Source organism: Comamonas halotolerans (assembly GCF_030162935.1).
GTDB classification, from domain to species: Bacteria; Pseudomonadota; Gammaproteobacteria; order Burkholderiales; family Burkholderiaceae_C; genus Comamonas; species Comamonas halotolerans.
This window is the reverse complement of record NZ_JASAUZ010000023.1, coordinates 16,234-38,059: the sequence shown is the minus strand read 5'-3', so window position 1 is coordinate 38,059 and position 21,826 is coordinate 16,234. Positions and strand designations below refer to the sequence as shown.

Genomic DNA, 21,826 nt, shown 5'->3' with positions numbered 1-21,826 from the left:
ACAAGCACAGGAGCCCACTATGAAACTCATTAGAAAACTGGGAATGGCGCTGATGCTGTGTGCGGGGTTGACCTCTGTGAGCGTGTCGGCGGAACCGCTGTACGACAAGGCCCGGGGCCCGGCCCCTGTGCTGGAGACAACCACGCCTCCAGTGCTGGGAAATGCCGTGAATGACGATGTGCGCCGCACACGTAACTATGCACAGCAGCCACCAGTGATTCCACACCGTATTGACGGTTACCAGGTCGACAAGAACTTCAACAAGTGCATGGACTGCCACTCGCGCTCCAAGGCAGAAGTCTCACAAGCCGTGCCTGTGTCTGTAACGCATTACCAAGACCGCGATGGCAATACGCTGGAGCAGATTTCCACGCGTCGCTACTACTGCGTGCAGTGCCACGTGGGGCAGGAAAACGTGAGTCCTTTTGTGACGAACACCTTCCAGGACGTGGACAGTCTGCTGCTCAAGGCATTGCAGAACCCTGCCAATGCCGCCAAGAAAAACTGATGTAAGGCCCAAGCATGTTTAATTTACTTAAGCGCTATTGGGGAGTCATACGCCGCCCCAGTGTGCACTTCAGCCTGGGGTTCTTGGCGATCGGTGGTTTTATTGCGGGCATCTTGTTCTGGGGTGCTTTCAATACGGCCATGGAAGTGACCAACACCGAGAAGTTCTGCACGGGCTGCCATGAGATGCGCGATAACGTGTTTGCTGAGCTGAAAAGCACCATTCACTACACCAATCGCTCTGGCGTGCGTGCGATTTGCTCTGACTGTCACGTTCCACACAACTGGACAGACAAGATGGCACGCAAGATGCAGGCCTCCAAGGAAGTCTGGGGCAAGATCTTTGGCACCATTGATACGCCAGAAAAGTTTGAAGCCAAGCGTCTGGAACTGGCCAAGCATGAATGGTCGCGTTTGAAAGCCAATGACTCTCTGGAGTGCCGCAACTGCCACAACTATGAATCCATGGACTTCACACGCCAGAGCCAGCGTGCGCAGAACATGCACTCGACGTATTTGGCAAACAAGGAAAAGACCTGTATCGATTGCCACAAGGGTATTGCGCACAACCTGCCGCATATTCCTCCAGGCGAAGGGCCAAGCGATACGCCCGGTCAAGTGATTCCTTCACCCGTAGCAGTTGCCAAGCCTTGAGTCCATGGTGAATGCGTTACCTGCATCCCAAAGCCTGCAAGTGGCGGGCTTTGGGTGCATTCGCAATGGACGTGTGCTGTTGCGAGATATTGACTTGGAAGTGCAGTCGGGCCAGATTTTGCTGCTGCAAGGCGGCAATGGCACAGGCAAAAGCACCTTGCTGCGCAGCCTGGCGGGCTTGATGAGCTGGCGCGCAGGTGAGTTGATATGGTGCGGTCGGCAAGTGACGGCTCGCCACCCTGAATTTCAGCTGCAACTGGCTTATCTGGGGCATCAATGTGCAATGAGCGATGCCCTTAGCGGCATGGAGAACTTGCGCTTTGCCTTGCAGATGCAGGGCGTGTGCTGGTCGGCCAAGCAGGTCGTGCCAGTGCTTGAGCAACTGGGTTTGGCGGATTTGATGCAGCGGCCAGTAGCGCGCCTTTCGCAAGGACAGCGCCGGCGCTTGGCATTGACGCGAGTAATGCTGAGTGGCCGCTCCGTGTGGCTGCTGGATGAGCCAGACAATGCCCTGGATGCGCAGGCTTGCATATGGCTGGCAGATCTTCTGGCTGCGCATGCCCAGGCGGGAGGCCTGAGCATTGTTGTAAGCCACCGTGGAATCACTGTACCGAATACGCCGACACGGGTGCTGGACTTGAGTGCTCAAGCCCCTCAAATGCGCGTGCTGGAGGCTGCAGCATGATGCGCGGCGTGATTGCTCGTGAATTGCGACTGGCCATGCGGCGTCCGGTGGACGCTTTGAGTGGGCTGGCCTTTTTCGTCATGGTCGGCAGTCTTTTTCCTTTGGCTTTAGGGCCAGATGGCGCGTTGCTGCGCCAGATCGCTCCCGGTGTGGTGTGGGTTGCGGCCTTGCTTGCCGTGTTGCTGGGCCAGCACCGTTTGTTTGAAAGTGACTATTCCGATGGCTCGTTGGAGCAATGGACATTGGCTGCCACACCGCTGCCATTGCTGGTGGGCTTGAAGGTATTTGCGCAATGGATGGTCGGCGTGATGCCTTTGCTGCTGGCAGCACCTTTGCTGGGCTGGCAATACGGTTTGAGCAATGAAGTGATTGCGGTGTTGCTGCTGTCACTGGCACTGGGCACGCCCAGCCTGTGCTTGCTAGCCGCCTTGGGGGCAGCGTTGACGCTGGGGTTGCGCGGTCAGTTGCTGCTGACCTTGGTGGTGCTGCCTTTGTGCGTCCCCATCTTGATTTTTGGAAGCCATGCCGTCACGCAAGCCTTGCTGGGGCTGCCTTCGGCTCCCTCTTTGAATTTGCTCGGCGCATGCCTGTGCTTGGCGTTATTGGCTGGGCCATGGGCCATTGCTGCGGCATTGCGTCTGGCGCTGGAATGATATGAATCCTCATACAGGCAAATCTGATTTGCGATCGGTACCTGCTGCGGTGCAGGCAGGTTTTCGCTGGCGACAGCTGGCTTCGCCCCTGGTGTTTGACCACTGGGCCGCTCGTCTATGGCCCTGGCTGGCAGCTGCTGCGTTGGCTTTGGCGGTTGCGGGTCTGTGGGTAGGATTTGGCATTGCTCCCACAGACCACCAGCAAGGCGAGGTCTACCGCATCATCTTCTTGCACGTGCCTGCGGCCTGGATGTCAATGCTGATCTACGTCGCTGCGGCCGTGCATGCGGGTCTGGGACTGATTTACCGCACAAGAATTTCGCCGATGCTGGCGCGGGCGCTGGCGCCCACGGGAGCCTTGTTTACGGTGATTGCCCTGTGGACGGGCGCGGCCTGGGGCAAACCAACTTGGGGTGCCTGGTGGGTCTGGGATGCGCGGTTGACTTCTGAGCTGATCCTGCTGTTTTTGTACCTGGGCTATCTCGGGGTGGTCTCTGCCATTGAAGACACAGAACGTGCCGAAAGTGCTGGCGCCATTGTCTTGCTGGCCGGTGTGGTGAATGTGCCCATCATCTATTTTTCGGTGCAGTGGTGGAGCACCTTGCACCAGGGCGCAACCATCCGCATGGATGCCGCACCGAGCATGACGCACACCATGCTGCTGGGAATGTTGCTCATGACATTCGCTTGCTGGGCCTACACCTTGGCCGTGTGTTTGGTGCGCACGCGGTGTTTGATTCGAGAGCGAGCACAGGAGGAGCAACTGTGATGCAAAGCCATGCTTTTTATATAGCCCTGGCCTATGGCGTCAGTGCGCTACTGCTGCTGGCAGAAGCCATCAGTTTGTGGCTGCGCTGGCGCAAAGCGCAACAGGTGCAGCAGGAGGACGCGTTGTGATGAAACCGCGCAAGAAACGTTTGATGTGGGTGCTGGCGGGCGTGGCACTGGTCGGTTTGGCGGTGACGCTGGTGCTGCGTGCGCTTGATGCCAATGTCATGTTTTTCTATAGCCCCAGCCAGGTGCAGGCGGGGCAGGCACCAGCCGATGCCGCTTTTCGAGTGGGCGGCTTGGTCGAGGAGGGCTCATTGCAGCGTTCTACCGATGGGCTGCAGGTGCAGTTTGTGGTGACCGATGAGGTGCAGCAGGTGCCGGTGCGCTACCAAGGCTTGTTGCCGGATTTGTTCAAAGAAGGCAAGGGCGTGGTGGTGTCAGGCAAGTTGCAAAGCTCAGGCTGGTTTGAAGCCAGCGAAGTTTTGGCCAAGCACGATGAGAACTACATGCCGCCAGAGGCAGCCAAGGCGCTGGAAGATGCAGCCCAGACCGTGAAGGCCCAACCATGATTGCTGAGTTGGGTGTTTTCGCACTGGTGCTGGCCTTGATTGTGGCGGTGGTGCAGTCCACGCTGCCATTGCTGGGGGCGCAGCTGGGCATTGTGGCCTGGGTGCGTGTGGCACGGCCTGCTGCAGTGTTGCAGTGCGCGCTTTCGCTGCTGTCAACGGCAATATTGATCTGGTGTTTCTGGGTGGGAGACTACTCGGTGCTGTACGTGGCAGCCAACTCGCACCAGGATTTGCCCACCATCTACAAGCTCACCGCATTTTGGGGGGGGCATGAAGGCTCCATGCTGCTGTGGCAAGTGCTGCTGGCATGCTGGAGTGTGGCGGTGGCCTGGCGCAGCCAGGCTTTGCCAGAAGATTTCGTTGCGCGGGTACTGGCAGTTCTGGGCTGGATCAGCGTGGGCTTGCTGCTGTTTTTGCTGTTTCTCTCCAATCCATTCCTGCGGCTTGTTCCAGCTGCGCTGGTAGGCAAAGACCTCAACCCATTGCTGCAAGACCCCGGCATGGTGTTTCACCCCCCGTTGCTGTACATGGGCTATGTGGGTTTTGCCGTGCCGTTTGCATTTGCTCTGGCGGCATTGATCTCGGGGGAACTGGGCGCCGCATGGGCGCGTTGGTCTCGCTCATGGACGCTGGCCGCCTGGGCGTTTCTGACGGTGGGCATCTTGCTGGGAAGTGCCTGGGCTTACTACGTGCTGGGCTGGGGTGGCTGGTGGTTCTGGGACCCCGTCGAAAACGCCTCGTTCATGCCTTGGCTGGTGGGGACGGCATTGCTGCACTCTTTGATAGTGACGGATCAGCGGGGCGCATTTCGCAGTTGGTCGGCCTTGCTGGCGATCTGTGCGTTCTCGCTGTGTTTGCTGGGCACCTTCCTCGTGCGTTCAGGGGTGTTGACCTCGGTGCATGCGTTTGCTGTGGACCCTGGCCGTGGCCTGTTTATCTTGTGCTTCATTGTGGCGGTGGTGGGCACTTCGCTGTGGCTGTATGCATGGCGAGCACCCGAGCTGGGCAAGGGCGGCGGCCAGTTCAGCTGGCTGTCGCGAGAGACGCTGCTGCTCATCAACAATGTGTTGTTCACCGCCGGTGCATTGGCGGTGTTGATCGGCACGCTGTATCCGCTGGCGCTGGATGTGCTGCGTGACGAGAAAATTTCGGTGGGGCCGCCGTATTTTGAAGCCGTGTTCCTGCCTTTGGTGCTGCCAGCACTGGCGCTCATGGGTGTTGGCACGATAGCGCGGTGGAAGCAGGGTTGCGCACGCGAGCTGTGGGCCCGATTACGCATGGCGGTCGTGGTGACGGTGGTCTGTGTGGTTCTGCTGTATCTGGCGCAAGGGCAGCAGGGCTGGCAGATATCCACCACAACGTTGCTGGGTTTGGCACTGGGCTTGTGGTGCGTGCTCAGTACTTGGGCACATGCCTGGCAACGCCTGGTGCCTGCCTTGCGACAAGGACAGGGCTGGCAACGCATTGTGCGACAACCTTGGGGCTGGTGGGGCACGCTGATGGCGCATACCGGAGTGGGCATCTTCGTCATTGCGGTCAGCGCTGCCAACGGGCTGGAAACCAAGCGTGAAACCAGTGTGCAGCAAGGCCAGAGTCTGGAGGTCGGAGGTTATCGCTTTCACTTTGAAAGCCTGCAAGCGGTCTCTGGCCCGAACTACGATGCGCAGCGCGCGCACTTTCGCGTAAGCCAAGGTGATGCGCAGTGGGATATGTACCCGGAAAAGCGTGCTTACCGTGTGCAAAGCATGGGCTTGAGTCAGGCCGCCATTGACAGCAACTGGCACAGAGATGTGTTTATTGCGCTGGGCGAGCCACTGGATGCGCAAGGCATGGCCTGGACGCTGCGCGTGCAGATCAAGCCCATGATGGACTGGATATGGCTGGGCACCTTCATGATGGCGCTGGGAGCAGGCTTGAGCCTGATGGACAAGCGCTTTCGCAGCACTCGCCAGCGTGTGCACAACAGCGGGAATTTGGCGATGGCAAGGCAGGAGGCATGATGCGTTTTGCAATTCCTTTGGCGATTTTTCTGGGTCTGGCAGTCATGCTGGGCCTGGGGTTGCAGCGAGATCCGCGTGCGCTGGAATCAGCCTTGCTGGAGCAGCCCATCCCCGCGTTTGAGTTGCCGGTGCTGGGTGCTGCTGACAATGCTGTCCGGTGGCAGCCCCAGGCGCAACAAGGCCAAGTTTGGCTGCTGAATGTATGGGCCTCATGGTGTGCGCCCTGCCGCCAGGAAATGCCGGTGCTGGCGCAGCTGTCGCAGCAAGAGCAAGTGCCTGTATATGGACTCAATTACAAAGACGAGCTGCACAAGGCCCAGGCGCTGTTGCGTGTAGCAGGCAATCCGTATGTGATTTCAGGTGTGGATGCAGATGGGCGTGTGGGCATGGATTTTGGTATTCATGCCGTGCCAGAGACTTTTGTCATTGATGCCCAGGGGCGTGTGCGCTATCGCCACCTGGGTCCTGTCACCCCCGAGGTGTGGCGAGACAAACTGATGCCGGTGGTGAGGGCTGTGCAATGAAAGCGTGGACATTGGTGATGAGTGCGGCCCTGTGCTGCAGCGGAGCATGGGCACAGTCCGATGATTTGGTGGCACGCGAAGCAGCACTGGCTGAGCAACTGCGCTGCGTGGTTTGTCAGAACCAGACGGTGGCAGAGTCTCAGGCGCCAATTGCCAAGGATATGCGCAAGCAGATTGCACAGCAGCTGGCGCAGGGCCAAAGCGATGCGCAGGTGGTGGCCTTCTTTGAGCAGCGTTATGGTTCATTTGTGCGCTATGCACCGCCATGGAAGCCATCGACATGGCTGCTTTGGTGCTTGCCTTTTGTGGCTGTGCTGGGTGGCTTTGCGCTCATGTGGCGTACGCTGCATCGACGCATCCAGGCCAGCTCACCGGGGCTGACGCAGCAGGAGCGCCAGCGTGCCGCGACATGGTTGGCCCAAGGTGATGACATGACGAAAGACAAGGAGCAGCCATGACGGAACTCCATGCATTGTGGTTGGGGGCGCTGGTATTGCTGCTTGTGAGCTTGCTGGTTTTGCTGCCCACACTGTTGAAAGAGCAAGCAGCAGCGCCGTTGCACAGCACGGATGAAACACTGCGCAATTTGTACCGTGCGCAACTCGGTGAACTCGATAGAGAGCTGCACGCAGGTAATTTGAGCGCTGCCGACAGAGCGCAGGCTGAAGATGAGTTGCAGCGTCGTTTACTCGCCGAGCTTGATCAGCGGGCTGCATTGAAATCGTGGAAACACAATCCCTGGCTGATGCGCATGACAGGGTTGGTTCTGGCTGTGCTGGTGCCGGTAGCGGCTTTGGGTTTGTATCTGCAGGTGGGGGACCCACAGGCCGCTGCACGCCTGGCACAAAGTGATGAGCTGGGACATGGTGCCGGACAGGTGCGTGTGGAGTCCATGGTGGATGGGCTGGCGCAGCGCTTGCAGGCCGAACCGGACAATTTGCCTGGCTGGGTGATGCTGGCGCGCTCTTATGAAGTGATGGAGCGCTATGCCGATGCAGATCAGGCATACCAGCGTGCAATTGCACTCGCAGCAAAGCAAGACGCAGGATCGCAGGAGCAAGCGCGTCTGTGGGCGGACAGGGCTGATGCCCAGGCGTCTGCTGGCGGGGGAGATCTGAAAATGGCTGCAGCTTCCATTGAACAGGCCTTGAGCCTTGATGCTGCGCAGCCCAAGGCCTTGGCGTTGGCCGGGGCTGCAGCCGTGCAGCAAGGAGAGTTTGACATAGCCCGTACACACTGGCAGGCATTGCTCGCTTTGCTTGAGCCCGGCTCAGACGTTGCCTTGCAGGTTCAAGATGATTTGATGAAGCTGGACTTGATGCAAAACCCTTAGCGCCCTATGGCCAGAACTCGTACCTGATGGAAGAGGGCTGGCCATGGGCTTTTGCAAGGCGCAGGTGTTTCGGGGTGTATAGGGGAAGGTTTGCAGTGCAGCGTGTTGTCCAGCAGATGGGCATGAACAAAAAAGCCAGCTTGCGCTGGCTTGAATGGAACGGGAAGAACCTTTGAAAACCATCTGGCTTGAGCAGGTGGTAAGACGGCAATCAGAATCAATGTGATGGTGCCCGGGGCCGGAATCGAACCGGCACGCCTTGCGGCGGCGGATTTTGAGTCCGCTGCGTCTACCAATTCCACCACCCGGGCTGAAAGGTAAAACGCCAACTAAAGTTGGCGTTTTTCTGCAAGCTTTATAAACTTGGTTGCGAGGGCTGGATTTGAACCAACGACCTTTGGGTTATGAGCCCAACGAGCTACCAGACTGCTCCACCTCGCGGTAATTCTGGATTGCATATGATGACGACGCTTGCACCATTGTGTGGTGCCCGAGGCCGGAATCGAACCGGCACGCCTTGCGGCGGCGGATTTTGAGTCCGCTGCGTCTACCAATTCCACCACCCGGGCGTCATCAGTGCATGAGCGGAATTATGGCACATTTATGGCATGACAAAAAAATATTCTTCCATTGAAGCTGCCATCGGTTCTACCCCGCTGGTGGCTTTGCAGCGCATTGAAGCCTCTGCCAATGCAGAGCGCGGCAATGTGATTCTTGGCAAGCTTGAGGGCAACAATCCTGCAGGTTCGGTCAAAGACCGTCCAGCGCTGTCCATGATCCAGCGCGCGGAAGAGCGTGGAGAGATCAAACCTGGTGATACGCTGATTGAAGCCACTTCTGGTAATACAGGTATTGCCTTGGCAATGGCGGCGGCCATCAAGGGCTATCGCATGGTGCTGATCATGCCTGAGGACTTGTCGATCGAGCGCGCCCAGACCATGAAGGCGTATGGCGCAGAGCTGATCCTCACGCCCAAGAGCGGTGGTATGGAATATGCGCGTGATCTGGCGGACCAGATGGTTGCGCAGGGCAAGGGCGTGGTGCTGGACCAGTTTGCCAACGAAGACAATCCCCGTGCGCACTATGAGACCACAGGGCCTGAGCTGTGGGAGCAAACCGGCGGTGAGATCACCCACTTTGTCAGCGCCATGGGCACTACAGGGACGATCACAGGCGTAGCCAAGTTCCTCAAGGAAAAGAATCCCAATGTCAGGATTATTGGGGCTCAGCCGTCTGAAGGCTCTCGCATCCCAGGCATTCGCAAGTGGCCGGAAGAATATCTGCCCAAGATCTATGACGCGAGCTTGGTGGATGAGTTGGTCTATGTCAGCCAGGACGATGCGGAAGACATGGCTCGTCGCATGGCTCGCGAAGAAGGTATTTTTGCGGGAATCTCAGCGGCAGGCGCATGCTGGGTCGCGCAGGAGATTGCCAAGCGTGAGCAAAACGCGACGATAGTCTTTGTGGTGTGCGATCGGGGTGATCGCTATCTATCTACCGGCGTATTTCCTGCTTGATCGCTCATCGTTTTGCATGTCACCCTTGCTACGCAGTGATTGAAAGCTGGTGAGATACTTTCTCTTGCTTGCGTCTGACGCTGTGTCTTTGCTGTTGTTAGGTGCTTGTAAAGCGATGGTGCGAAGTGCATGCCGCATGCACCAGGGCCGCGTTTGTTGCGGCCTTTTTTTTGCCAATATTTCTCTGCGAAAAGTCTCTGCCATGAGCCATGAAATGCGTTTTTGCCCCAGTTGTGCCACCCCGCTGCAATGGATGGCACAGCAAGAAGACAGCGGAATGAAAGAGCGTTTGCGCTGCCCCGCTTGTGACTGGACGCATTGGGGAAACCCCACGCCAGTGCTGGCGGCGGTGGTGGAAAACGATGCGGGTCAGGTGTTGTTGGCACGCAATGCCTTGTGGCAGGAAGGTGTATTTGGCTTGATTACCGGCTTTATGGAGGCAGGGGAGTCACCCGAAGCGGGCATTTGCCGCGAGGTATTGGAAGAAACCAATCTGCGTGTGAAAGCGCTACGCCTTCTGGGCGCGTGCGAGTTTTTGCGCATGAACCAAGTGTTGATTGCCTACCATGTGCGTGTGGAAGGTGAGGTCAGACTCTCGTCGGAGTTGGTGGACTACCAGTGGAAGTCAGCCCAGGAGGTGCGCTGCTGGCCTGCTGGCACGGGCTATGCCTTGGCCCACTGGGTGAAAAGCAAAGGCGTGGAGCCGCAGTTTGGTGCATTCAGACCTGGACAGAACCCAGAACCTGATCCGGCCAAATGGCCTGTGCAGCTTTGGCCTCTAGACGAGCGCTTTGTACTGCCACCAAGCTTATAGAGCGGCAGCTAACTTCCTCCCCAGGCTGTTGTTGCTTTTGCATCGTGCTAGCAAGGGCTGCGGATTCACCGTCCTGTCTTTATCGCGCTTTGGGGTGCGATGAGGGTGGTGATATCGTGGCTTGGAATGGATGGGCAAGAGTGCTTGGGTGCACAAATACCGTAGTCATGGGCTTTGTCAGATGCCTACAATGGCATTTCAATAAGGAATAAGTGCCATGGATATCCACCAAGAAATTGACACCCGCGGTTTGAATTGCCCATTGCCTATTTTGAAAGCCAAAAAAGCCTTGGCGGCGATGAGCAGCGGTCAATTGCTGAAGGTGGTGGCAACGGATACAGGCTCCATCAAAGACTTTCAGGCGTTTGCCAAGCAAACGGGGAATGAACTGATTCAGCAAGATACGGTGGGCACGGAATACATCCACATCTTGCGCCGCCGCTAAAGGGTTCCACGTCTTCAAACCATAAAAAAAGCCTGCATCTGGCGCAGGCTTTTTTATGGGTAGTGCATGTCAATATGCAGCTCAGATATGGAGGTTTTTGAGATAGTCACGGAAATGAGCACCCACATCAGGGTGTTGTAGCGCCAGTTCCACCGTTGCTTCCAAAAAGCCTTCCTTGCTGCCACAGTCATAGCGCTTGCCAGTGTATTGGAAGGCGTAGACAGTTTCGTGCGCCATCAAACGTTCGATGGCATCGGTGAGCTGAATTTCGCCACCGACGCCGCTGGGTTGGTTGCGAATTTCATCAAAGATGCGCGGGGTCAGCACATAGCGGCCTGCAACGCCCATCCGAGAAGGCGCTTTCTCCGGTGCGGGCTTTTCCACGATCTCATCCACGCGCATCAGCGGGCCTCCCGCAGGCTCACCTTTGACGATGCCATAGCGCCTGGTGTGCTCCAGCGGCACTTCCTGTACGGCCAGCAGTGAGCGCCCCTGCTTTTGGAACGCATCGGTCATTTGTTTCATGATGCCAGGGCCACCGGCTTCACCGCGCATCAAGTCGTCGGCCAGAATGACAGCGAAGGGTTCGTTGCCAACCAAGGGCTCTGCACACAGCACGGCATGACCCAGACCCAGCGAGCGGGGCTGGCGTACAAAGAGGCAGTTCATGTCGGCAGGCGCGATGCTGCGCACCAGATCCAGCATTGCATGTTTGCCCGTGCGCTCCAGCTCACTTTCCAGTTCATAGGCCGTGTCAAAGTGATCTTCGATGGCGCGCTTGCTACGGCCAGTAACGAAAACCATGTCGCGAATGCCCGCTTCGTAGGCTTCTTCGACGGCGTACTGGATCAAGGGTTTGTCCACTACGGGCAGCATCTCCTTGGGAGAGGCTTTGGTGGCGGGCAAAAAGCGGGTGCCCAGGCCAGCAACAGGGAAGACGGCTTTGCGCACGCGGGTGGAATTAGACATGGTCAATCCTTCTTGTTCTGGATGAACAAAAGGCGCAGAACCCTGCGCCTTTTGTCGCTCAGTGGGCAAGCATATCAGCCCAGGCGAGCCAATTGCTCCTGAATTCGGGCCAGTGTGGCACCAAAGTCGGCGACACGCTTCTTTTCTTGCTCCAGCACAGCAGCAGGTGCCTTGGCGCAGAAAGCTTCGTTGTTCAGCTTGCCGTTGGCCTTGGCGATTTCGCCTTCCAGGCGCTTGGCCTCCTTGCCCAGCCGGACTTTTTCTGCTTCAACGTCAATTTCGACGAACAACGCCAAGCGGGCATCGCCCACCACAGACACAGGTGCGGACTGTGCTTCGGTCTGCCATGCGGCCTCATCGCTGAACACTTTGACTTCGCTGAGCTTGGCCAGGTTTTTCAGCACGGCGGCATTTGCTTGCAGGAACTCGGCCGCTTCTGCACTGTCACCCATGGCCAGCAAAGGCAGGCGTTGGGCGGGGGAGACGCCCATCTCGCCGCGCAGGGTACGGCAGGTGTCCACCATGGCCTTGATCTGGGAGACGTAAGCGATGGCTGCTTCGTCGATCTTCTCGGGCTGGGCTTCAGGGTAGGCTGCCACGGCAATCGATGCGCCTTCACGGCCAGCCACAGGCGCCACCTTTTGCCACAGCTCTTCCGTCACAAAAGGAATGACAGGGTGGGCCAGACGCAGGATGGTTTCCAGTGTGCGGATCAGGGTGCGGCGGGTGGCGCGTTGCTGGGCTTCGTTGCCGGTCTGGATTTGTACCTTGGCAATTTCCAGGTACCAGTCGCAGAACTCATTCCATACAAAGTCATAGATGGTGTTGGCGACGTTGTCCAAACGGAACTCGGCAAAGCCCTTGGCGACTTCGGCCTCGACCTTCTGCAACTGCGAAACGATCCAGCGGTCAGGCTGGCTGAACGACATATAGCCGCCAGCACACTCTGCAGCGGAGTGTTCCTTGAGACCACAGTCGTAGCCTTCACAGTTCATCAATACAAAGCGTGAGGCATTCCACAGCTTGTTGCAGAAGTTGCGGTAGCCCTCGCAGCGCTTGCTGTCAAAGTTGATGGAGCGACCCAGCGATGCCAGCGCGGCAAAGGTAAAGCGCAGGGCGTCTGCACCATAGGCGGGAATGCCTTCGGGGAACTCTTTTTGCGTGTTCTTGCGCACCTGAGGTGCGGTCTCGGGCTTGCGCAGGCCGGTGGTGCGCTTTTCGAGCAGCGGCTCCAGTGCAATACCGTCGATCAGGTCCACAGGGTCCAGCACATTGCCTTCAGACTTGGACATCTTCTTGCCTTGGGCATCGCGCACCAGACCGTGGATGTACACATGTTTGAAGGGCACGCGGCCAGTGAAGTGCGTGGTCATCATGATCATACGTGCCACCCAGAAGAAGATGATGTCGTAGCCCGTTACCAGCACCGAGGAGGGCAGGTACAGGTTGAAGTCGTCTTCTGCTGCGTCCGTCTGCTCGGGCCAGCCCATGGTGCTGAATGGCACCATGGCAGATGAATACCAAGTGTCCAGCACGTCTTCGTCACGGCGCAGTTGCTTGCCAGGTGCTTTGGCCTGTGCTTCGGCTTCGTTGCGGGCAACGTAGATATTGCCTTCTTCGTCGTACCAGGCAGGAATCTGATGGCCCCACCACAACTGGCGCGAAATACACCAGTCCTGGATGTTGTTCATCCACTGGTTGTAGGTGTTGACCCAGTTTTCAGGCACAAACTTCACTTCACCGGAAGCGACTGCATCAATGGCCTTTTGTGCGATGGACTTGCCTGTGGGGTCTTGCTCGCTGACCTTGCTCATGGCGATAAACCACTGGTCGGTCAGCATGGGTTCGATCACCTGACCGGTGCGGTCGCAGATGGGCACCATCAGCTTGTGCTTTTTGATCTCGACCATCAGGCCGAGTTCTTCCAGATCTGCCACGATGGCCTTGCGGGCCACAAAGCGGTCCATACCCTGGTATTTCTCAGGCGCTTCGTTGTTGATCTTGGCAGTCAGGTCCAGCACTGTGATCATGGGCAGGCCGTGGCGGATGCCTACCTGATAGTCGTTCTGGTCGTGCGCAGGGGTGACCTTCACAACGCCGGTACCGAACTCCTTGTCCACATATTCGTCAGCAATGATCGGGATCTGGCGGCCTACCAGCGGCAGCGTCACGGTCTGACCGATCAGGTGCTTGTAACGCTCATCTTCAGGATGAACCATTACGGCGACGTCGCCCAGCATGGTCTCAGGCCGGGTCGTGGCCACCACCAGATTGCCTGCTCCGCTGGTCAATGGATAGGCGATGTGCCACAGGCTGCCGTCTTTTTCCTGGTTTTCCACTTCCAGATCCGACACGGCAGACTGCAATACGGGGTCCCAGTTCACCAGACGTTTGCCGCGGTAGATCAGGCCTTGCTCATACAGCTTCACAAAGGTGTCGGTCACGACCTTGGAGAGCTTGTCATCCATGGTGAAGTACTCGCGACTCCAGTCCACGGTGTCGCCCATGCGGCGCATCTGGGTGGTGATGGTATTGCCGGACTTTTCTTTCCACTCCCACACCTTCTTCACGAACTCATCACGGCCCAGGTCATAGCGGCTCACGCCTTGGGCTTGGAGCTGACGCTCCACCACGATCTGGGTGGCGATACCTGCGTGGTCGGTACCGGGTACCCAGGCAGTGTTATGGCCCTTCATGCGGTAGTAGCGGGTCAACGAGTCCATGATGGTCTGGTTGAACGCATGGCCCATGTGCAGGGTGCCGGTTACGTTGGGAGGGGGCAGCTGAATGGCAAAGTTATTGCCAGCGGCTGCGGCTTCGCTGCTGGGTTTGCCGGTGCCCCGGTAGCCCGCATTGCCGTAGCCGCGCTTTTCCCATTCGGGGCCCCAGTGGGCTTCCAGGGAGGCTGGTTCGAAAGATTTGGACAGGCTGTCAAGGCCTGGCTGGGCAATGGTTTCACTCATGGCGGATTCGCAAATGAAAACGGCATCGCCGCCAAGCGGGATGCCGTCTGATAGCTGTTAGCTGAAATGACGGATTAAGGTTGATTTTAGCGACCGAGCCAGCCTATAGCTGAGGCGGGTCATTGTTGAAGACCAAATTGGCAGAAGGCGCAGATGCAATATGAGCCTTCTGCTCTGGTTTATAGAGGGCTTAGCAACGCCGACTGGCGCCAGGCATGGGCTGCGGCATTGCTGTCTTCGCGTTGCTCCGCGAGCACAGCCAGGGCTTTCCAGGCACTGGCCCGCAAGCTGGTATCACTCAAACGTGGTACAGCATTGTGCAGCAGCTGCTCTCCCTTGCCCCACAGCTGACGTTGAACGCAGGCCATGCCAGCGAGATATTGCAGACGGGGTTCTTGCGGAGCAGCATGCTGTGCGGATTCAATGCGGGCCAACCAGTTGGCATCCAGCCCGTCGAGTGCTTGCTGCATGACAGAGAACAAGCGCTGTGTTTGCAAGGCCGACAAATCCTGGGGATTGCTCAAATATTGCTCCCATACAGGCAGCAGCCAATTGCGAGCCTGGGAGGCATCGCCTTGCAACTCCACCAGTTTGCGCGCTGCAGCCAGGGCAATGTCGGGCGTGTTGCGCTCAGATTGTGGCAAATCCTTCCAGAGACGCTGCAATTGATCTGCATCGTGCGTGTTGTGCAGTTGCTCCAGGATAAGTCCGCGGGTGATGCTGCTGGCAGCTTCCGGCGACAATCCGCCATGCTTGGCCAGCAGGCGTGCTGTGTCCAGAGCGGTCTGGTTGTTGTGGGCCAGCCGGCTGGCCTTGAGTTGAATGCGTAGCGCCATCGTGCGGCGGCGAGCTCCGGCAGGCAGTTGCTCCAGACGGCGCAAGGATTCCTGAGGGTCGCGGTCATCCAGTGCCCAGCGTGCAGCGCGCATTTGTGCACCTTCACGCACTTCTTGTTGCTGCAAGCTGCCGTTCAAAGGTACATCGTCCAAGGCCTGTGCGTAATGCGTATCGCGTGCTTCAACGTCGCGCAGCGCATGAGCGCTATCGGCCGAAAGCATGTGGGCAATGGCTCGCAGGGTGGAGTCCTGCGGGACATTGGCTTGCTCGGTGCGCAGTTCATCACTGAGCTTGAGCAGCACCTGCGCAGATTTGCGTGCGCGAACGAATCGCCCGGCCTGCAGGTGTGAAAGGCTTTCAACCAGGGCCTGGTACATCTGACGCTCTTTTTGTTGCTGGCGCCAGCGCTTGGCCTGGTAGGGCAGCATGAACAGCACTGAGAACGCCCGCATGGCGGCATAGCTGATGGCAAATACTGCCAACAGCACGAACAGAACCATGTTCAGCGACAGATCCACCCGGTATGGATGCCAGAACAGGCTGACCATACCTTGGTTGTTGCCGGCAAATAACGCAACAGCAACGGCCAAAGCAAACAAACCAACAAACCAAAGTGCAGCGCGCATCATGCGGTGATTCCTTTATGCGCTCAAAGAGTCGTGGCCGCTGTAGACAGGGCCGTCAACGTATCGTCCAGCGCAGGCTGCGTGGTGGACTGAATATGGGATTGCAGCTGTGTCAGTACCAGTTGCGCCTGGTGTGTGCGGCGGGAGTTGCTGTCAAAGTACTTGCTCAGCGAAGCTTGGGCGGTACCGATATCGGCGCGAGCAGCATCGTATTGCCGCGCCAGTATGGCCAGGCGGGCATTGAGTAACTTCAGCTTGAGGTTTTCGCGTACAAAGAAGGCCTGTTCTGGCGCCATCAAAATGGCATCCGCATTTTCAATGCGGCTCACGCGCATCAGGTCGCGCGCCTCTTCGCTTGCGGCTTGCCAGATTTTGTGCCCCCAGTCGACCCACCATTGCCATTGCGAAGGACTGCTCGGCGGAGCGGAGACATCTGCGCTGCCAGCAGCGTCAGGCGCTTTGCGCAGTGGTTGGCGCAGCTCACTGGGTACAGGCGCACTGTTTTGCACGTGCATGTCGTCGACCAAGCGAACTATGTCATCAATGCGGGCAAGCAAGCTGGCAGTGTCGGTCACCGAGGTTTGGGACAGGCGCTCCAGGTCGCGTTCCATCGCCTGCTGTACAGGCACCAGACGAGGCTGCGCTGCGCGTTCGATGCGCTTGATGCTGCCTTGCAGTGTGGCAATCAGGGGTTCGTAGCTACCTGTCAGCTGCATTTGCTGCTGCGCCATGCGGATGGCCGACTCAATGTCGACCACCAAGGTCTCGTCACGAGAGCGGGTCAGGTTTTGAACAAGTGCGTCGAGCTGACCACGCTGCAAACTCACTTCATTGACGCGAACTTCCATGACGGACAATTTGGCGCTGGCATCGCGAACCAAATCCTGAGACTCACGCGCCAATGCGCGGGCTTCGGTTGCCTGGGTGGTGGCATCGGCAGATTGGCGGGCCAGCTGTTCTTGCATGCCATCCACTTTTTGCCACAGCAAAACACTGCAGCCTAAACCGGTGGCCCCAACCACCAGCGAGAGCCAGGTCCAGCCAGGTGCTGCGGGACGCGGTGCATGCCGGGTTTCAAAAGGAACCGCTTGAGAAGGGATGGGGGCGCCGTCAGGGGTGGTCATGCAATGATTTTATCGAGGCCGTGATGCTTTGTACGGTAGGGAGTGTCTCAATGACACGTTGAAAGCCTGCTTCGCGCGCTTGCTGGGCGATGCGCGGGTGTGTGGCTAAGGCGGCGTGGCTGTGCCAAGACCATTGAGTGTTGCATTGCACCAAATGTTGCACACACTCTGAGCTGCTAAAAAGCCACACAGCTTGGCGATCACGCAAGCTGGCAATATGTTCCAGCAGCGCAGGTGTAGCGCGAGGAGCCTGGCGTTCGTAAACGGGCGCGAAGTCCACCTGTACGCCGTGCTGCTGTAGTTGGGTTGTCATCCAGGGGCGGCCGTGCCCCACTGCATTGGATCCGTCGCCGCCGCGCACGATCAGTATTTTGTCGCCAACGTGAATATGGTGCTGCGCTTGTGCCCAGAGAGACTCGGAGTCAAATTGCGGGGCATCCTGCGCGGGCTGAACAATGTTTGGAAGAGGAATTCCTTCTGCCAGCAAGGCTTTGGTGGTTCCCGGGCCCGGTGACCAAAACTGCGTGTGGTGAGCAGGCATGAGTGACTGGTTGCGCAGCTGTGTAAAAAAATAACGCACAGCGTTGCCACTGACGAACATGATGGCCTGGTAGCTGCCCAGTCGTTGCAAGGCGGCATGCACAGCAGCGAGAGCTTCTGCGCTCTGGCTGGGACCTATGAACATCATGGGCACTGCGCAAGCAGCTTGGCCTGCGCTTTGCAGTTGCTGCACCCACAGCGATGCATCAGGCTGTGGGCGAGTGACAACAAGTTCGGGCATGCTGCCTGCTCAGGCCTGAGCGCAGACTTTCGCACCACCGGCCTGCAGGCGGGCCGCAACTTCTGCACCTAAAGCTTCGGCTTGGGCAAGGGTGGTGACAGGTGCAGTCTGCTGGACCTGAACCAGGGCTTGCACGCCATCAGGATCGCCCCATGCCGCATCCAAACGCATGGTGTCGCCGTCCAGCACTGCATGCGCGGCCAAAGGAACAGAGCAGCTGCCACCCATGCCGCGGCTAACAGCGCGTTCTGCGGTCACGCGCAGCCACGTTGGCATGTGGGCCAGTGGAGCCAAAGCGTCAGCCAAGTCTTGGCGATCCGCCCGAATTTCAATGCCCAGCGCCCCTTGACCTGCTGCAGGGAGCATGGTTTCTGGTTCAAAAATGCTGCGGATGCGTACCTGCATGCCCAGGCGCTTGAGGCCTGCTGCAGCCAGCACGATGGCATCGTACTGGCCTTCGTCTAGTTTGCGCAGTCGGGTGTCGAGGTTGCCGCGCAATGGCTCAATCTTCAAGTCAGGGCGAAGGGCTTGGAGCAGCACTTGGCGGCGCAGGCTGGAGGTGCCAACCACGGCACCTTGTGGCAATTCGCTCAGGCTGTTGAATTTTGGAGAAACAAAAGCGTCTCGAGGGTCTTCGCGCTCCATGACGCAGGCCAGCGCAAAGCCTTGTGGCATGTCCATGGGGACATCTTTGAGCGAATGCACAGCAATGTGCGCACGGCCTTCTTCCAGGGCCACTTCCAGCTCTTTCACAAACAGTCCCTTGCCTCCCACCTTGGAGAGCGTGCGATCCAGAATCTGGTCGCCCTTGGTCGTCATGCCCAGGAGCTCTACCGTGTGACCACGTGCTTGCAGCAAGGCTTTGACATGCTCTGCTTGCCAAAGTGCTAGGCGGCTTTCACGGGTGGCGATAACGATGGAGAGTGAGGATGTTGCTAGGGTCATGACTTTTCAATTGCTGGCTGAAGCAGCCTTGTAATCAATGGTCGATGCTAGCATGCGCAGTTGCCATACAACCCGGCTGGAGTATTCATAAAAATGACTGCTGCGATAAAGAAAGATCAAGATCAACGTGCCTTGGTTTCGTCTACGAAAAACACGCGTAAAAATGACAAAGACCAGCCGCTGATCGAAGACATACGTCTTTTGGGACGCATTCTTGGGGACATCATCCGTGAGCAAGAGGGGGTTGCGACTTATGAGTTGATCGAGCAGGTGCGTCAATTGTCTGTCGCATTTCGGCGTGATCATGACCACGAAGCCGATAAGGCACTCAAAAAACTTCTCAAGGGTCTGAGTACTGATCAGACCGTGAGCGTGATTCGTGCGTTTACTTATTTTTCGCATCTGGCGAATCTGGCCGAAGATCGTCACCACATTCGTCGCCGCGCGGTGCATGAGCGTTCAGGCAACACCCAGGAGGGCAGTGTGGAGGTAGCGCTGTCACGGCTGCGCTGGGCAGGCATCAAGCCAGATGAGATCGCCAAGACCTTGGCGCAAGCCTATGTCTCGCCGGTGCTGACAGCCCATCCCACGGAGGTGCAAAGGCAAAGCATTTTGCAGGCCGAGCATGACATTGCGCGTCTGCTTGTGGAGCGCGATGACATCGCTGCGCGCGCTCAGCTGTTTAACAGTGCCAAAGATGCCTTGACACCACGAGAGCTGGCCGCCAACGAAGCCAAGCTGCGTGCGCGTGTGGCGCAACTATGGATGACGCGATTGCTGCGTTATTCCAAACTGACGGTGGCCGATGAAATTGAAAATGCATTGAGCTACTACGAAGCTACCTTCTTGCGTGAAGTGCCCAGGCTTTATGCAACGCTGGAAGAGGCACTGGATGGTCAGCCTGTACACAGCTTTCTGCGCATGGGGCAGTGGATCGGAGGAGACCGGGACGGCAACCCGAACGTGACGGCGCAGACTCTGGAACTGGCGCTGCGTCGCCAAAGCGATGTGGTTTTGCGCCACTATCTGACGGAGGTGCATTACCTGGGTGGTGAACTTTCGGTCTCTGCACGCCTTGTGGATGTGTCTGCTGCAATGCAGGCGCTGGCCAATGCCTCCCCCGACAGCAATCCGCATCGCCAAGACGAACCCTATCGCCGTGCTTTGACCAGTATTTATGCTCGTTTGGCGGCTACCTTGGAGGAATTGACGGGTGGGCAGGCCGCTCGCCATGCCGTGATGCCGCAAAACCGCTATCTACAGGCCGAAGAGTTTCTGCAGGATCTACAGGTCATTGCCGATTCCTTGCGCGCCCATCATGGGGAGAGCTTGGCCGCTCAACGCTTGTATCCCCTGATGCGTGCAGTACAGGTTTTTGGTTTTCACCTCTGCACGGTTGATTTGCGCCAAAGCTCGGACAAGCATGAGGCGGTGATGGCAGAGCTGTTGGCTGTGGCGCAGGTACACAGCAGCTACGCGCAACTGGATGAGGCCAGCAAATGCGAGCTGCTGCAGCGTTTGCTCAAAGAAGCACGGCCATTACGGGTGGTGGGGGCGGCATATTCGGAGTTGGCCAGCAGCGAGCTGCAGATTTTTGAAATGGCCAAAACCATGCGTGACCGTTATGGGGACGAGGCCATCATCCACTACATCATCAGCCACACTGAAACCGTGAGTGACTTGCTGGAAGTGTTGCTTCTGCAAAAGGAGGTCGGGCTCATGCAGGGCATGCTGGAGCAAAGCAATGCCAGGTTGGGGCTGATTGTGGTGCCCCTGTTCGAGACGATCGACGATTTGCGTGCCTGCGCTGACATCATGCGGGCGTACTACGCTGTGCCGGGTGTGACAGCGTTGGTGCAAAGTGCCGGTGGCGTTCAAGACATCATGCTGGGTTATAGCGACAGCAACAAGGACGGTGGCATCTTTACCAGCAACTGGGAGCTGTACCAGGCAGAGCTGGCGTTGGTGGAGTTGTTTGATGCACTGCAGTCGCAGCACGGCTTGAGGCTGCGTATGTTTCATGGTCGCGGTGGTACCGTGGGACGTGGTGGTGGCCCTAGCTACCAGGCTATTTTGGCGCAGCCACCTGGCACTGTGCGTGGGCAGATCAGGCTGACGGAGCAAGGCGAGGTCATTGCCTCCAAGTATTCCAATCCTGATATTGGGCGGCGCAACCTTGAAACCCTGGTGGCCGCGACTTTGGAAGCCACCTTGCTGCAACCCACCAAGGCAGCCAGCAAGGCCTTTTTGCAGGCAGCAGAGCGTTTGTCACAGTCCAGCATGTCCGCTTACCGCAAGTTGGTGTATGCAACGCCCGGATTTGCAGAATACTTTTTTGGGGCGACACCCATCCGAGAGATTGCCGAGCTCAATATTGGCTCTCGCCCTGCATCGCGCAAGGCGACGCAGGCCATTGAAGATCTGAGGGCTATTCCCTGGGGCTTCAGCTGGGGGCAATGCCGTCTGACATTGCCCGGCTGGTACGGCTTTGGATCGGCGGTGGAAGCTTTCTTGCAGACGGAAGGCACGGATCCCAGGCGGCAATTGGCTTTGCTGCAAAAGATGTATCGCCAATGGCCTTTTTTCAAAACCTTGCTTTCCAATATGGACATGGTATTGGCCAAGAGCGATCTGGCATTGGCTTCGCGGTATAGCGAGCTGGTGACGGATGCGCGCTTGCGCAAGCGCATTTTTTCCAGTATTGAGGCAGAGTGGCTGCGAACCGCTGAAGCATTGACCAAAATCACCGAAGAGGCGGATCGTTTGGCAGGCAACCCTGCTTTGGCTCGCTCTATTCGCCATCGCTTTCCGTACATCGATCCCCTGCATCATTTACAGGTAGAACTGGTGCGCCGCTGGCGTGCTGGGCAGACGGATGAACGTCTGAAGAACGGAATTCACATTTCCATCAACGGCATTGCTGCCGGTCTGCGCAATACAGGCTGAATGCAAAAGAAAAAGGCCTGCATCAGTGATGCAGGCCTGGCCTCCTCCGCTCTGGTTGGTTCCAGAGCATCCTCGTTTGTTGATTCGCTGTTAGGCGATGGATCAATTGTAGGAATGAATTAACGTTCTGTCAGTATTTTTCGTTATTTTTCATAAAAGATGT

21 protein-coding genes and 3 tRNA genes are annotated in these 21,826 nt (G+C 57.7%); 15 read left to right on the top strand and 9 right to left on the bottom strand.

Annotated elements, in window-relative coordinates; genetic code table 11:
- The first annotated feature begins 19 nt into the window (after positions 1–19).
- The 11 genes from QEP11_RS10675 to ccmI are packed head-to-tail and all read left to right on the top strand — an operon-like array spanning position 20 to position 7,696.
- Positions 20–508, top strand: a complete 489-nt coding sequence (locus QEP11_RS10675; RefSeq protein WP_284336632.1) for a nitrate reductase cytochrome c-type subunit — start codon at positions 20–22, stop codon at positions 506–508.
- Positions 509–522: 14 nt separating this feature from the next.
- On the top strand, positions 523–1,161 hold the full coding sequence (locus QEP11_RS10670) for a cytochrome c3 family protein (protein WP_284336631.1): 639 nt from the start codon (positions 523–525) through the stop codon (positions 1,159–1,161).
- Positions 1,162–1,165: 4 nt separating this feature from the next.
- The gene (ccmA, locus tag QEP11_RS10665; RefSeq protein ID WP_284336630.1) at positions 1,166–1,846 is read left to right on the top strand and encodes a cytochrome c biogenesis heme-transporting ATPase CcmA; all 681 of its coding nucleotides are present in this window, start codon (positions 1,166–1,168) and stop codon (positions 1,844–1,846) included.
- Entirely contained in the window at positions 1,843–2,499 is a 657-nt protein-coding gene (gene ccmB / locus QEP11_RS10660) for a heme exporter protein CcmB (protein ID WP_284336629.1), read from the top strand. Before ccmA ends, ccmB begins: the two co-directional genes overlap by 4 nt.
- A gap of 1 nt (position 2,500) precedes the next feature.
- Positions 2,501–3,268, top strand: a complete 768-nt coding sequence (gene ccmC, locus QEP11_RS10655) for a heme ABC transporter permease CcmC (protein ID WP_284336628.1) — start codon at positions 2,501–2,503, stop codon at positions 3,266–3,268.
- Positions 3,268–3,396 carry a heme exporter protein CcmD gene (ccmD, locus tag QEP11_RS10650; protein WP_284336627.1) on the top strand — a complete coding sequence of 43 codons (129 nt, stop codon included), beginning with the start codon at positions 3,268–3,270 and terminating at the stop codon, positions 3,394–3,396. Before ccmC ends, ccmD begins: the two co-directional genes overlap by 1 nt.
- Complete coding sequence (gene ccmE, locus QEP11_RS10645; RefSeq protein WP_284337015.1) at positions 3,396–3,839, top strand: cytochrome c maturation protein CcmE; 444 nt, start codon at positions 3,396–3,398, stop codon at positions 3,837–3,839. The genes ccmD and ccmE overlap by 1 nt, the downstream gene beginning before the upstream one ends.
- A complete protein-coding gene (locus tag QEP11_RS10640) occupies positions 3,836–5,839 on the top strand; it encodes a heme lyase CcmF/NrfE family subunit (RefSeq protein WP_284336626.1) in 2,004 nt (667 codons plus the stop codon). The genes ccmE and QEP11_RS10640 overlap by 4 nt, the downstream gene beginning before the upstream one ends.
- Positions 5,836–6,363, top strand: coding sequence for a DsbE family thiol:disulfide interchange protein (locus tag QEP11_RS10635; RefSeq protein WP_284336625.1), 528 nt, complete (start codon positions 5,836–5,838; stop codon positions 6,361–6,363). Before QEP11_RS10640 ends, QEP11_RS10635 begins: the two co-directional genes overlap by 4 nt.
- On the top strand, positions 6,360–6,821 hold the full coding sequence (locus QEP11_RS10630; RefSeq protein WP_284336624.1) for a cytochrome c-type biogenesis protein: 462 nt from the start codon (positions 6,360–6,362) through the stop codon (positions 6,819–6,821). The genes QEP11_RS10635 and QEP11_RS10630 overlap by 4 nt, the downstream gene beginning before the upstream one ends.
- Positions 6,818–7,696: a c-type cytochrome biogenesis protein CcmI gene (gene ccmI, locus QEP11_RS10625; protein WP_284336623.1), complete on the top strand. Its 879-nt coding sequence runs from the start codon at positions 6,818–6,820 to the stop codon at positions 7,694–7,696. Before QEP11_RS10630 ends, ccmI begins: the two co-directional genes overlap by 4 nt.
- Positions 7,697–7,922: 226 nt before the next feature.
- Here the strand turns inward: ccmI and QEP11_RS10620 are convergent.
- From QEP11_RS10620 to QEP11_RS10610, 3 genes are all read right to left on the bottom strand, one after another.
- Positions 7,923–8,007, bottom strand: a tRNA-Leu gene (locus QEP11_RS10620).
- Positions 8,008–8,060: 53 nt separating this feature from the next.
- Positions 8,061–8,137, bottom strand: a tRNA-Met gene (locus QEP11_RS10615).
- A gap of 43 nt (positions 8,138–8,180) precedes the next feature.
- Positions 8,181–8,265, bottom strand: a tRNA-Leu gene (locus QEP11_RS10610).
- Between the two features lie 39 nt (positions 8,266–8,304).
- On the opposite strand from QEP11_RS10610, the gene cysM reads away from it, so the two are divergent.
- From cysM to QEP11_RS10595, 3 genes are all read left to right on the top strand, one after another.
- Positions 8,305–9,213 (top strand): cysteine synthase CysM, encoded by a 909-nt coding sequence (gene cysM / locus QEP11_RS10605; RefSeq protein ID WP_284336622.1) that lies wholly within the window; start codon positions 8,305–8,307, stop codon positions 9,211–9,213.
- A gap of 202 nt (positions 9,214–9,415) precedes the next feature.
- The gene (locus QEP11_RS10600) at positions 9,416–10,027 is read left to right on the top strand and encodes an NUDIX domain-containing protein (protein WP_284336621.1); all 612 of its coding nucleotides are present in this window, start codon (positions 9,416–9,418) and stop codon (positions 10,025–10,027) included.
- A 217-nt stretch (positions 10,028–10,244) separates the two neighbouring features.
- Positions 10,245–10,472 carry a sulfurtransferase TusA family protein gene (locus QEP11_RS10595; protein ID WP_284336620.1) on the top strand — a complete coding sequence of 76 codons (228 nt, stop codon included), beginning with the start codon at positions 10,245–10,247 and terminating at the stop codon, positions 10,470–10,472.
- 81 nt (positions 10,473–10,553) lie between these two features.
- Here the strand turns inward: QEP11_RS10595 and galU are convergent, their stop codons facing one another.
- From galU to hemC, 6 genes are all read right to left on the bottom strand, one after another.
- Positions 10,554–11,441: a UTP--glucose-1-phosphate uridylyltransferase GalU gene (galU, locus tag QEP11_RS10590; protein WP_284336619.1), complete on the bottom strand. Its 888-nt coding sequence runs from the start codon at positions 11,439–11,441 to the stop codon at positions 10,554–10,556.
- A gap of 74 nt (positions 11,442–11,515) precedes the next feature.
- A complete protein-coding gene (locus tag QEP11_RS10585) occupies positions 11,516–14,404 on the bottom strand; it encodes a valine--tRNA ligase (RefSeq protein WP_284336618.1) in 2,889 nt (962 codons plus the stop codon).
- Between the two features lie 179 nt (positions 14,405–14,583).
- Entirely contained in the window at positions 14,584–15,867 is a 1,284-nt protein-coding gene (locus tag QEP11_RS10580) for a heme biosynthesis HemY N-terminal domain-containing protein (protein WP_284337014.1), read from the bottom strand.
- Between the two features lie 23 nt (positions 15,868–15,890).
- Entirely contained in the window at positions 15,891–16,991 is a 1,101-nt protein-coding gene (locus tag QEP11_RS10575; RefSeq protein WP_284336617.1) for a uroporphyrinogen-III C-methyltransferase, read from the bottom strand.
- Complete coding sequence (locus QEP11_RS10570; RefSeq protein ID WP_284336616.1) at positions 16,978–17,772, bottom strand: uroporphyrinogen-III synthase; 795 nt, start codon at positions 17,770–17,772, stop codon at positions 16,978–16,980. Before QEP11_RS10570 ends, QEP11_RS10575 begins: the two co-directional genes overlap by 14 nt.
- 9 nt (positions 17,773–17,781) lie before the next feature.
- Entirely contained in the window at positions 17,782–18,717 is a 936-nt protein-coding gene (gene hemC / locus QEP11_RS10565) for a hydroxymethylbilane synthase (protein ID WP_284336615.1), read from the bottom strand.
- A 93-nt stretch (positions 18,718–18,810) separates the two neighbouring features.
- On the opposite strand from hemC, the gene ppc reads away from it, so the two are divergent.
- Positions 18,811–21,663 carry a phosphoenolpyruvate carboxylase gene (gene ppc, locus QEP11_RS10560; RefSeq protein WP_284336614.1) on the top strand — a complete coding sequence of 951 codons (2,853 nt, stop codon included), beginning with the start codon at positions 18,811–18,813 and terminating at the stop codon, positions 21,661–21,663.
- Positions 21,664–21,826: the final 163 nt, after the last annotated feature.

Excerpts from the sequence above, each read along its gene's own strand:
- QEP11_RS10675 (WP_284336632.1), top strand. The coding sequence starts at position 20 with ATGAAACTCATTAGAAAACTGGGAATGGCGCTGATGCTGTGTGCGGGG.
- QEP11_RS10670 (WP_284336631.1), top strand. The coding sequence starts at position 523 with ATGTTTAATTTACTTAAGCGCTATTGGGGAGTCATACGCCGCCCCAGT.
- ccmA (WP_284336630.1), top strand. The coding sequence starts at position 1,166 with ATGGTGAATGCGTTACCTGCATCCCAAAGCCTGCAAGTGGCGGGCTTT.
- ccmB (WP_284336629.1), top strand. The coding sequence starts at position 1,843 with ATGATGCGCGGCGTGATTGCTCGTGAATTGCGACTGGCCATGCGGCGT.
- ccmC (WP_284336628.1), top strand. The coding sequence starts at position 2,501 with ATGAATCCTCATACAGGCAAATCTGATTTGCGATCGGTACCTGCTGCG.
- ccmD (WP_284336627.1), top strand. The coding sequence starts at position 3,268 with ATGCAAAGCCATGCTTTTTATATAGCCCTGGCCTATGGCGTCAGTGCG.
- ccmE (WP_284337015.1), top strand. The coding sequence starts at position 3,396 with ATGAAACCGCGCAAGAAACGTTTGATGTGGGTGCTGGCGGGCGTGGCA.
- QEP11_RS10640 (WP_284336626.1), top strand. The coding sequence starts at position 3,836 with ATGATTGCTGAGTTGGGTGTTTTCGCACTGGTGCTGGCCTTGATTGTG.
- QEP11_RS10635 (WP_284336625.1), top strand. The coding sequence starts at position 5,836 with ATGATGCGTTTTGCAATTCCTTTGGCGATTTTTCTGGGTCTGGCAGTC.
- QEP11_RS10630 (WP_284336624.1), top strand. The coding sequence starts at position 6,360 with ATGAAAGCGTGGACATTGGTGATGAGTGCGGCCCTGTGCTGCAGCGGA.
- ccmI (WP_284336623.1), top strand. The coding sequence starts at position 6,818 with ATGACGGAACTCCATGCATTGTGGTTGGGGGCGCTGGTATTGCTGCTT.
- cysM (WP_284336622.1), top strand. The coding sequence starts at position 8,305 with ATGACAAAAAAATATTCTTCCATTGAAGCTGCCATCGGTTCTACCCCG.
- QEP11_RS10600 (WP_284336621.1), top strand. The coding sequence starts at position 9,416 with ATGAGCCATGAAATGCGTTTTTGCCCCAGTTGTGCCACCCCGCTGCAA.
- QEP11_RS10595 (WP_284336620.1), top strand. The coding sequence starts at position 10,245 with ATGGATATCCACCAAGAAATTGACACCCGCGGTTTGAATTGCCCATTG.
- galU (WP_284336619.1), bottom strand. The coding sequence starts at position 11,441 with ATGTCTAATTCCACCCGCGTGCGCAAAGCCGTCTTCCCTGTTGCTGGC.
- QEP11_RS10585 (WP_284336618.1), bottom strand. The coding sequence starts at position 14,404 with ATGAGTGAAACCATTGCCCAGCCAGGCCTTGACAGCCTGTCCAAATCT.
- QEP11_RS10580 (WP_284337014.1), bottom strand. The coding sequence starts at position 15,867 with ATGCGCGCTGCACTTTGGTTTGTTGGTTTGTTTGCTTTGGCCGTTGCT.
- QEP11_RS10575 (WP_284336617.1), bottom strand. The coding sequence starts at position 16,991 with ATGACCACCCCTGACGGCGCCCCCATCCCTTCTCAAGCGGTTCCTTTT.
- QEP11_RS10570 (WP_284336616.1), bottom strand. The coding sequence starts at position 17,772 with ATGCCCGAACTTGTTGTCACTCGCCCACAGCCTGATGCATCGCTGTGG.
- hemC (WP_284336615.1), bottom strand. The coding sequence starts at position 18,717 with ATGACCCTAGCAACATCCTCACTCTCCATCGTTATCGCCACCCGTGAA.
- ppc (WP_284336614.1), top strand. The coding sequence starts at position 18,811 with ATGACTGCTGCGATAAAGAAAGATCAAGATCAACGTGCCTTGGTTTCG.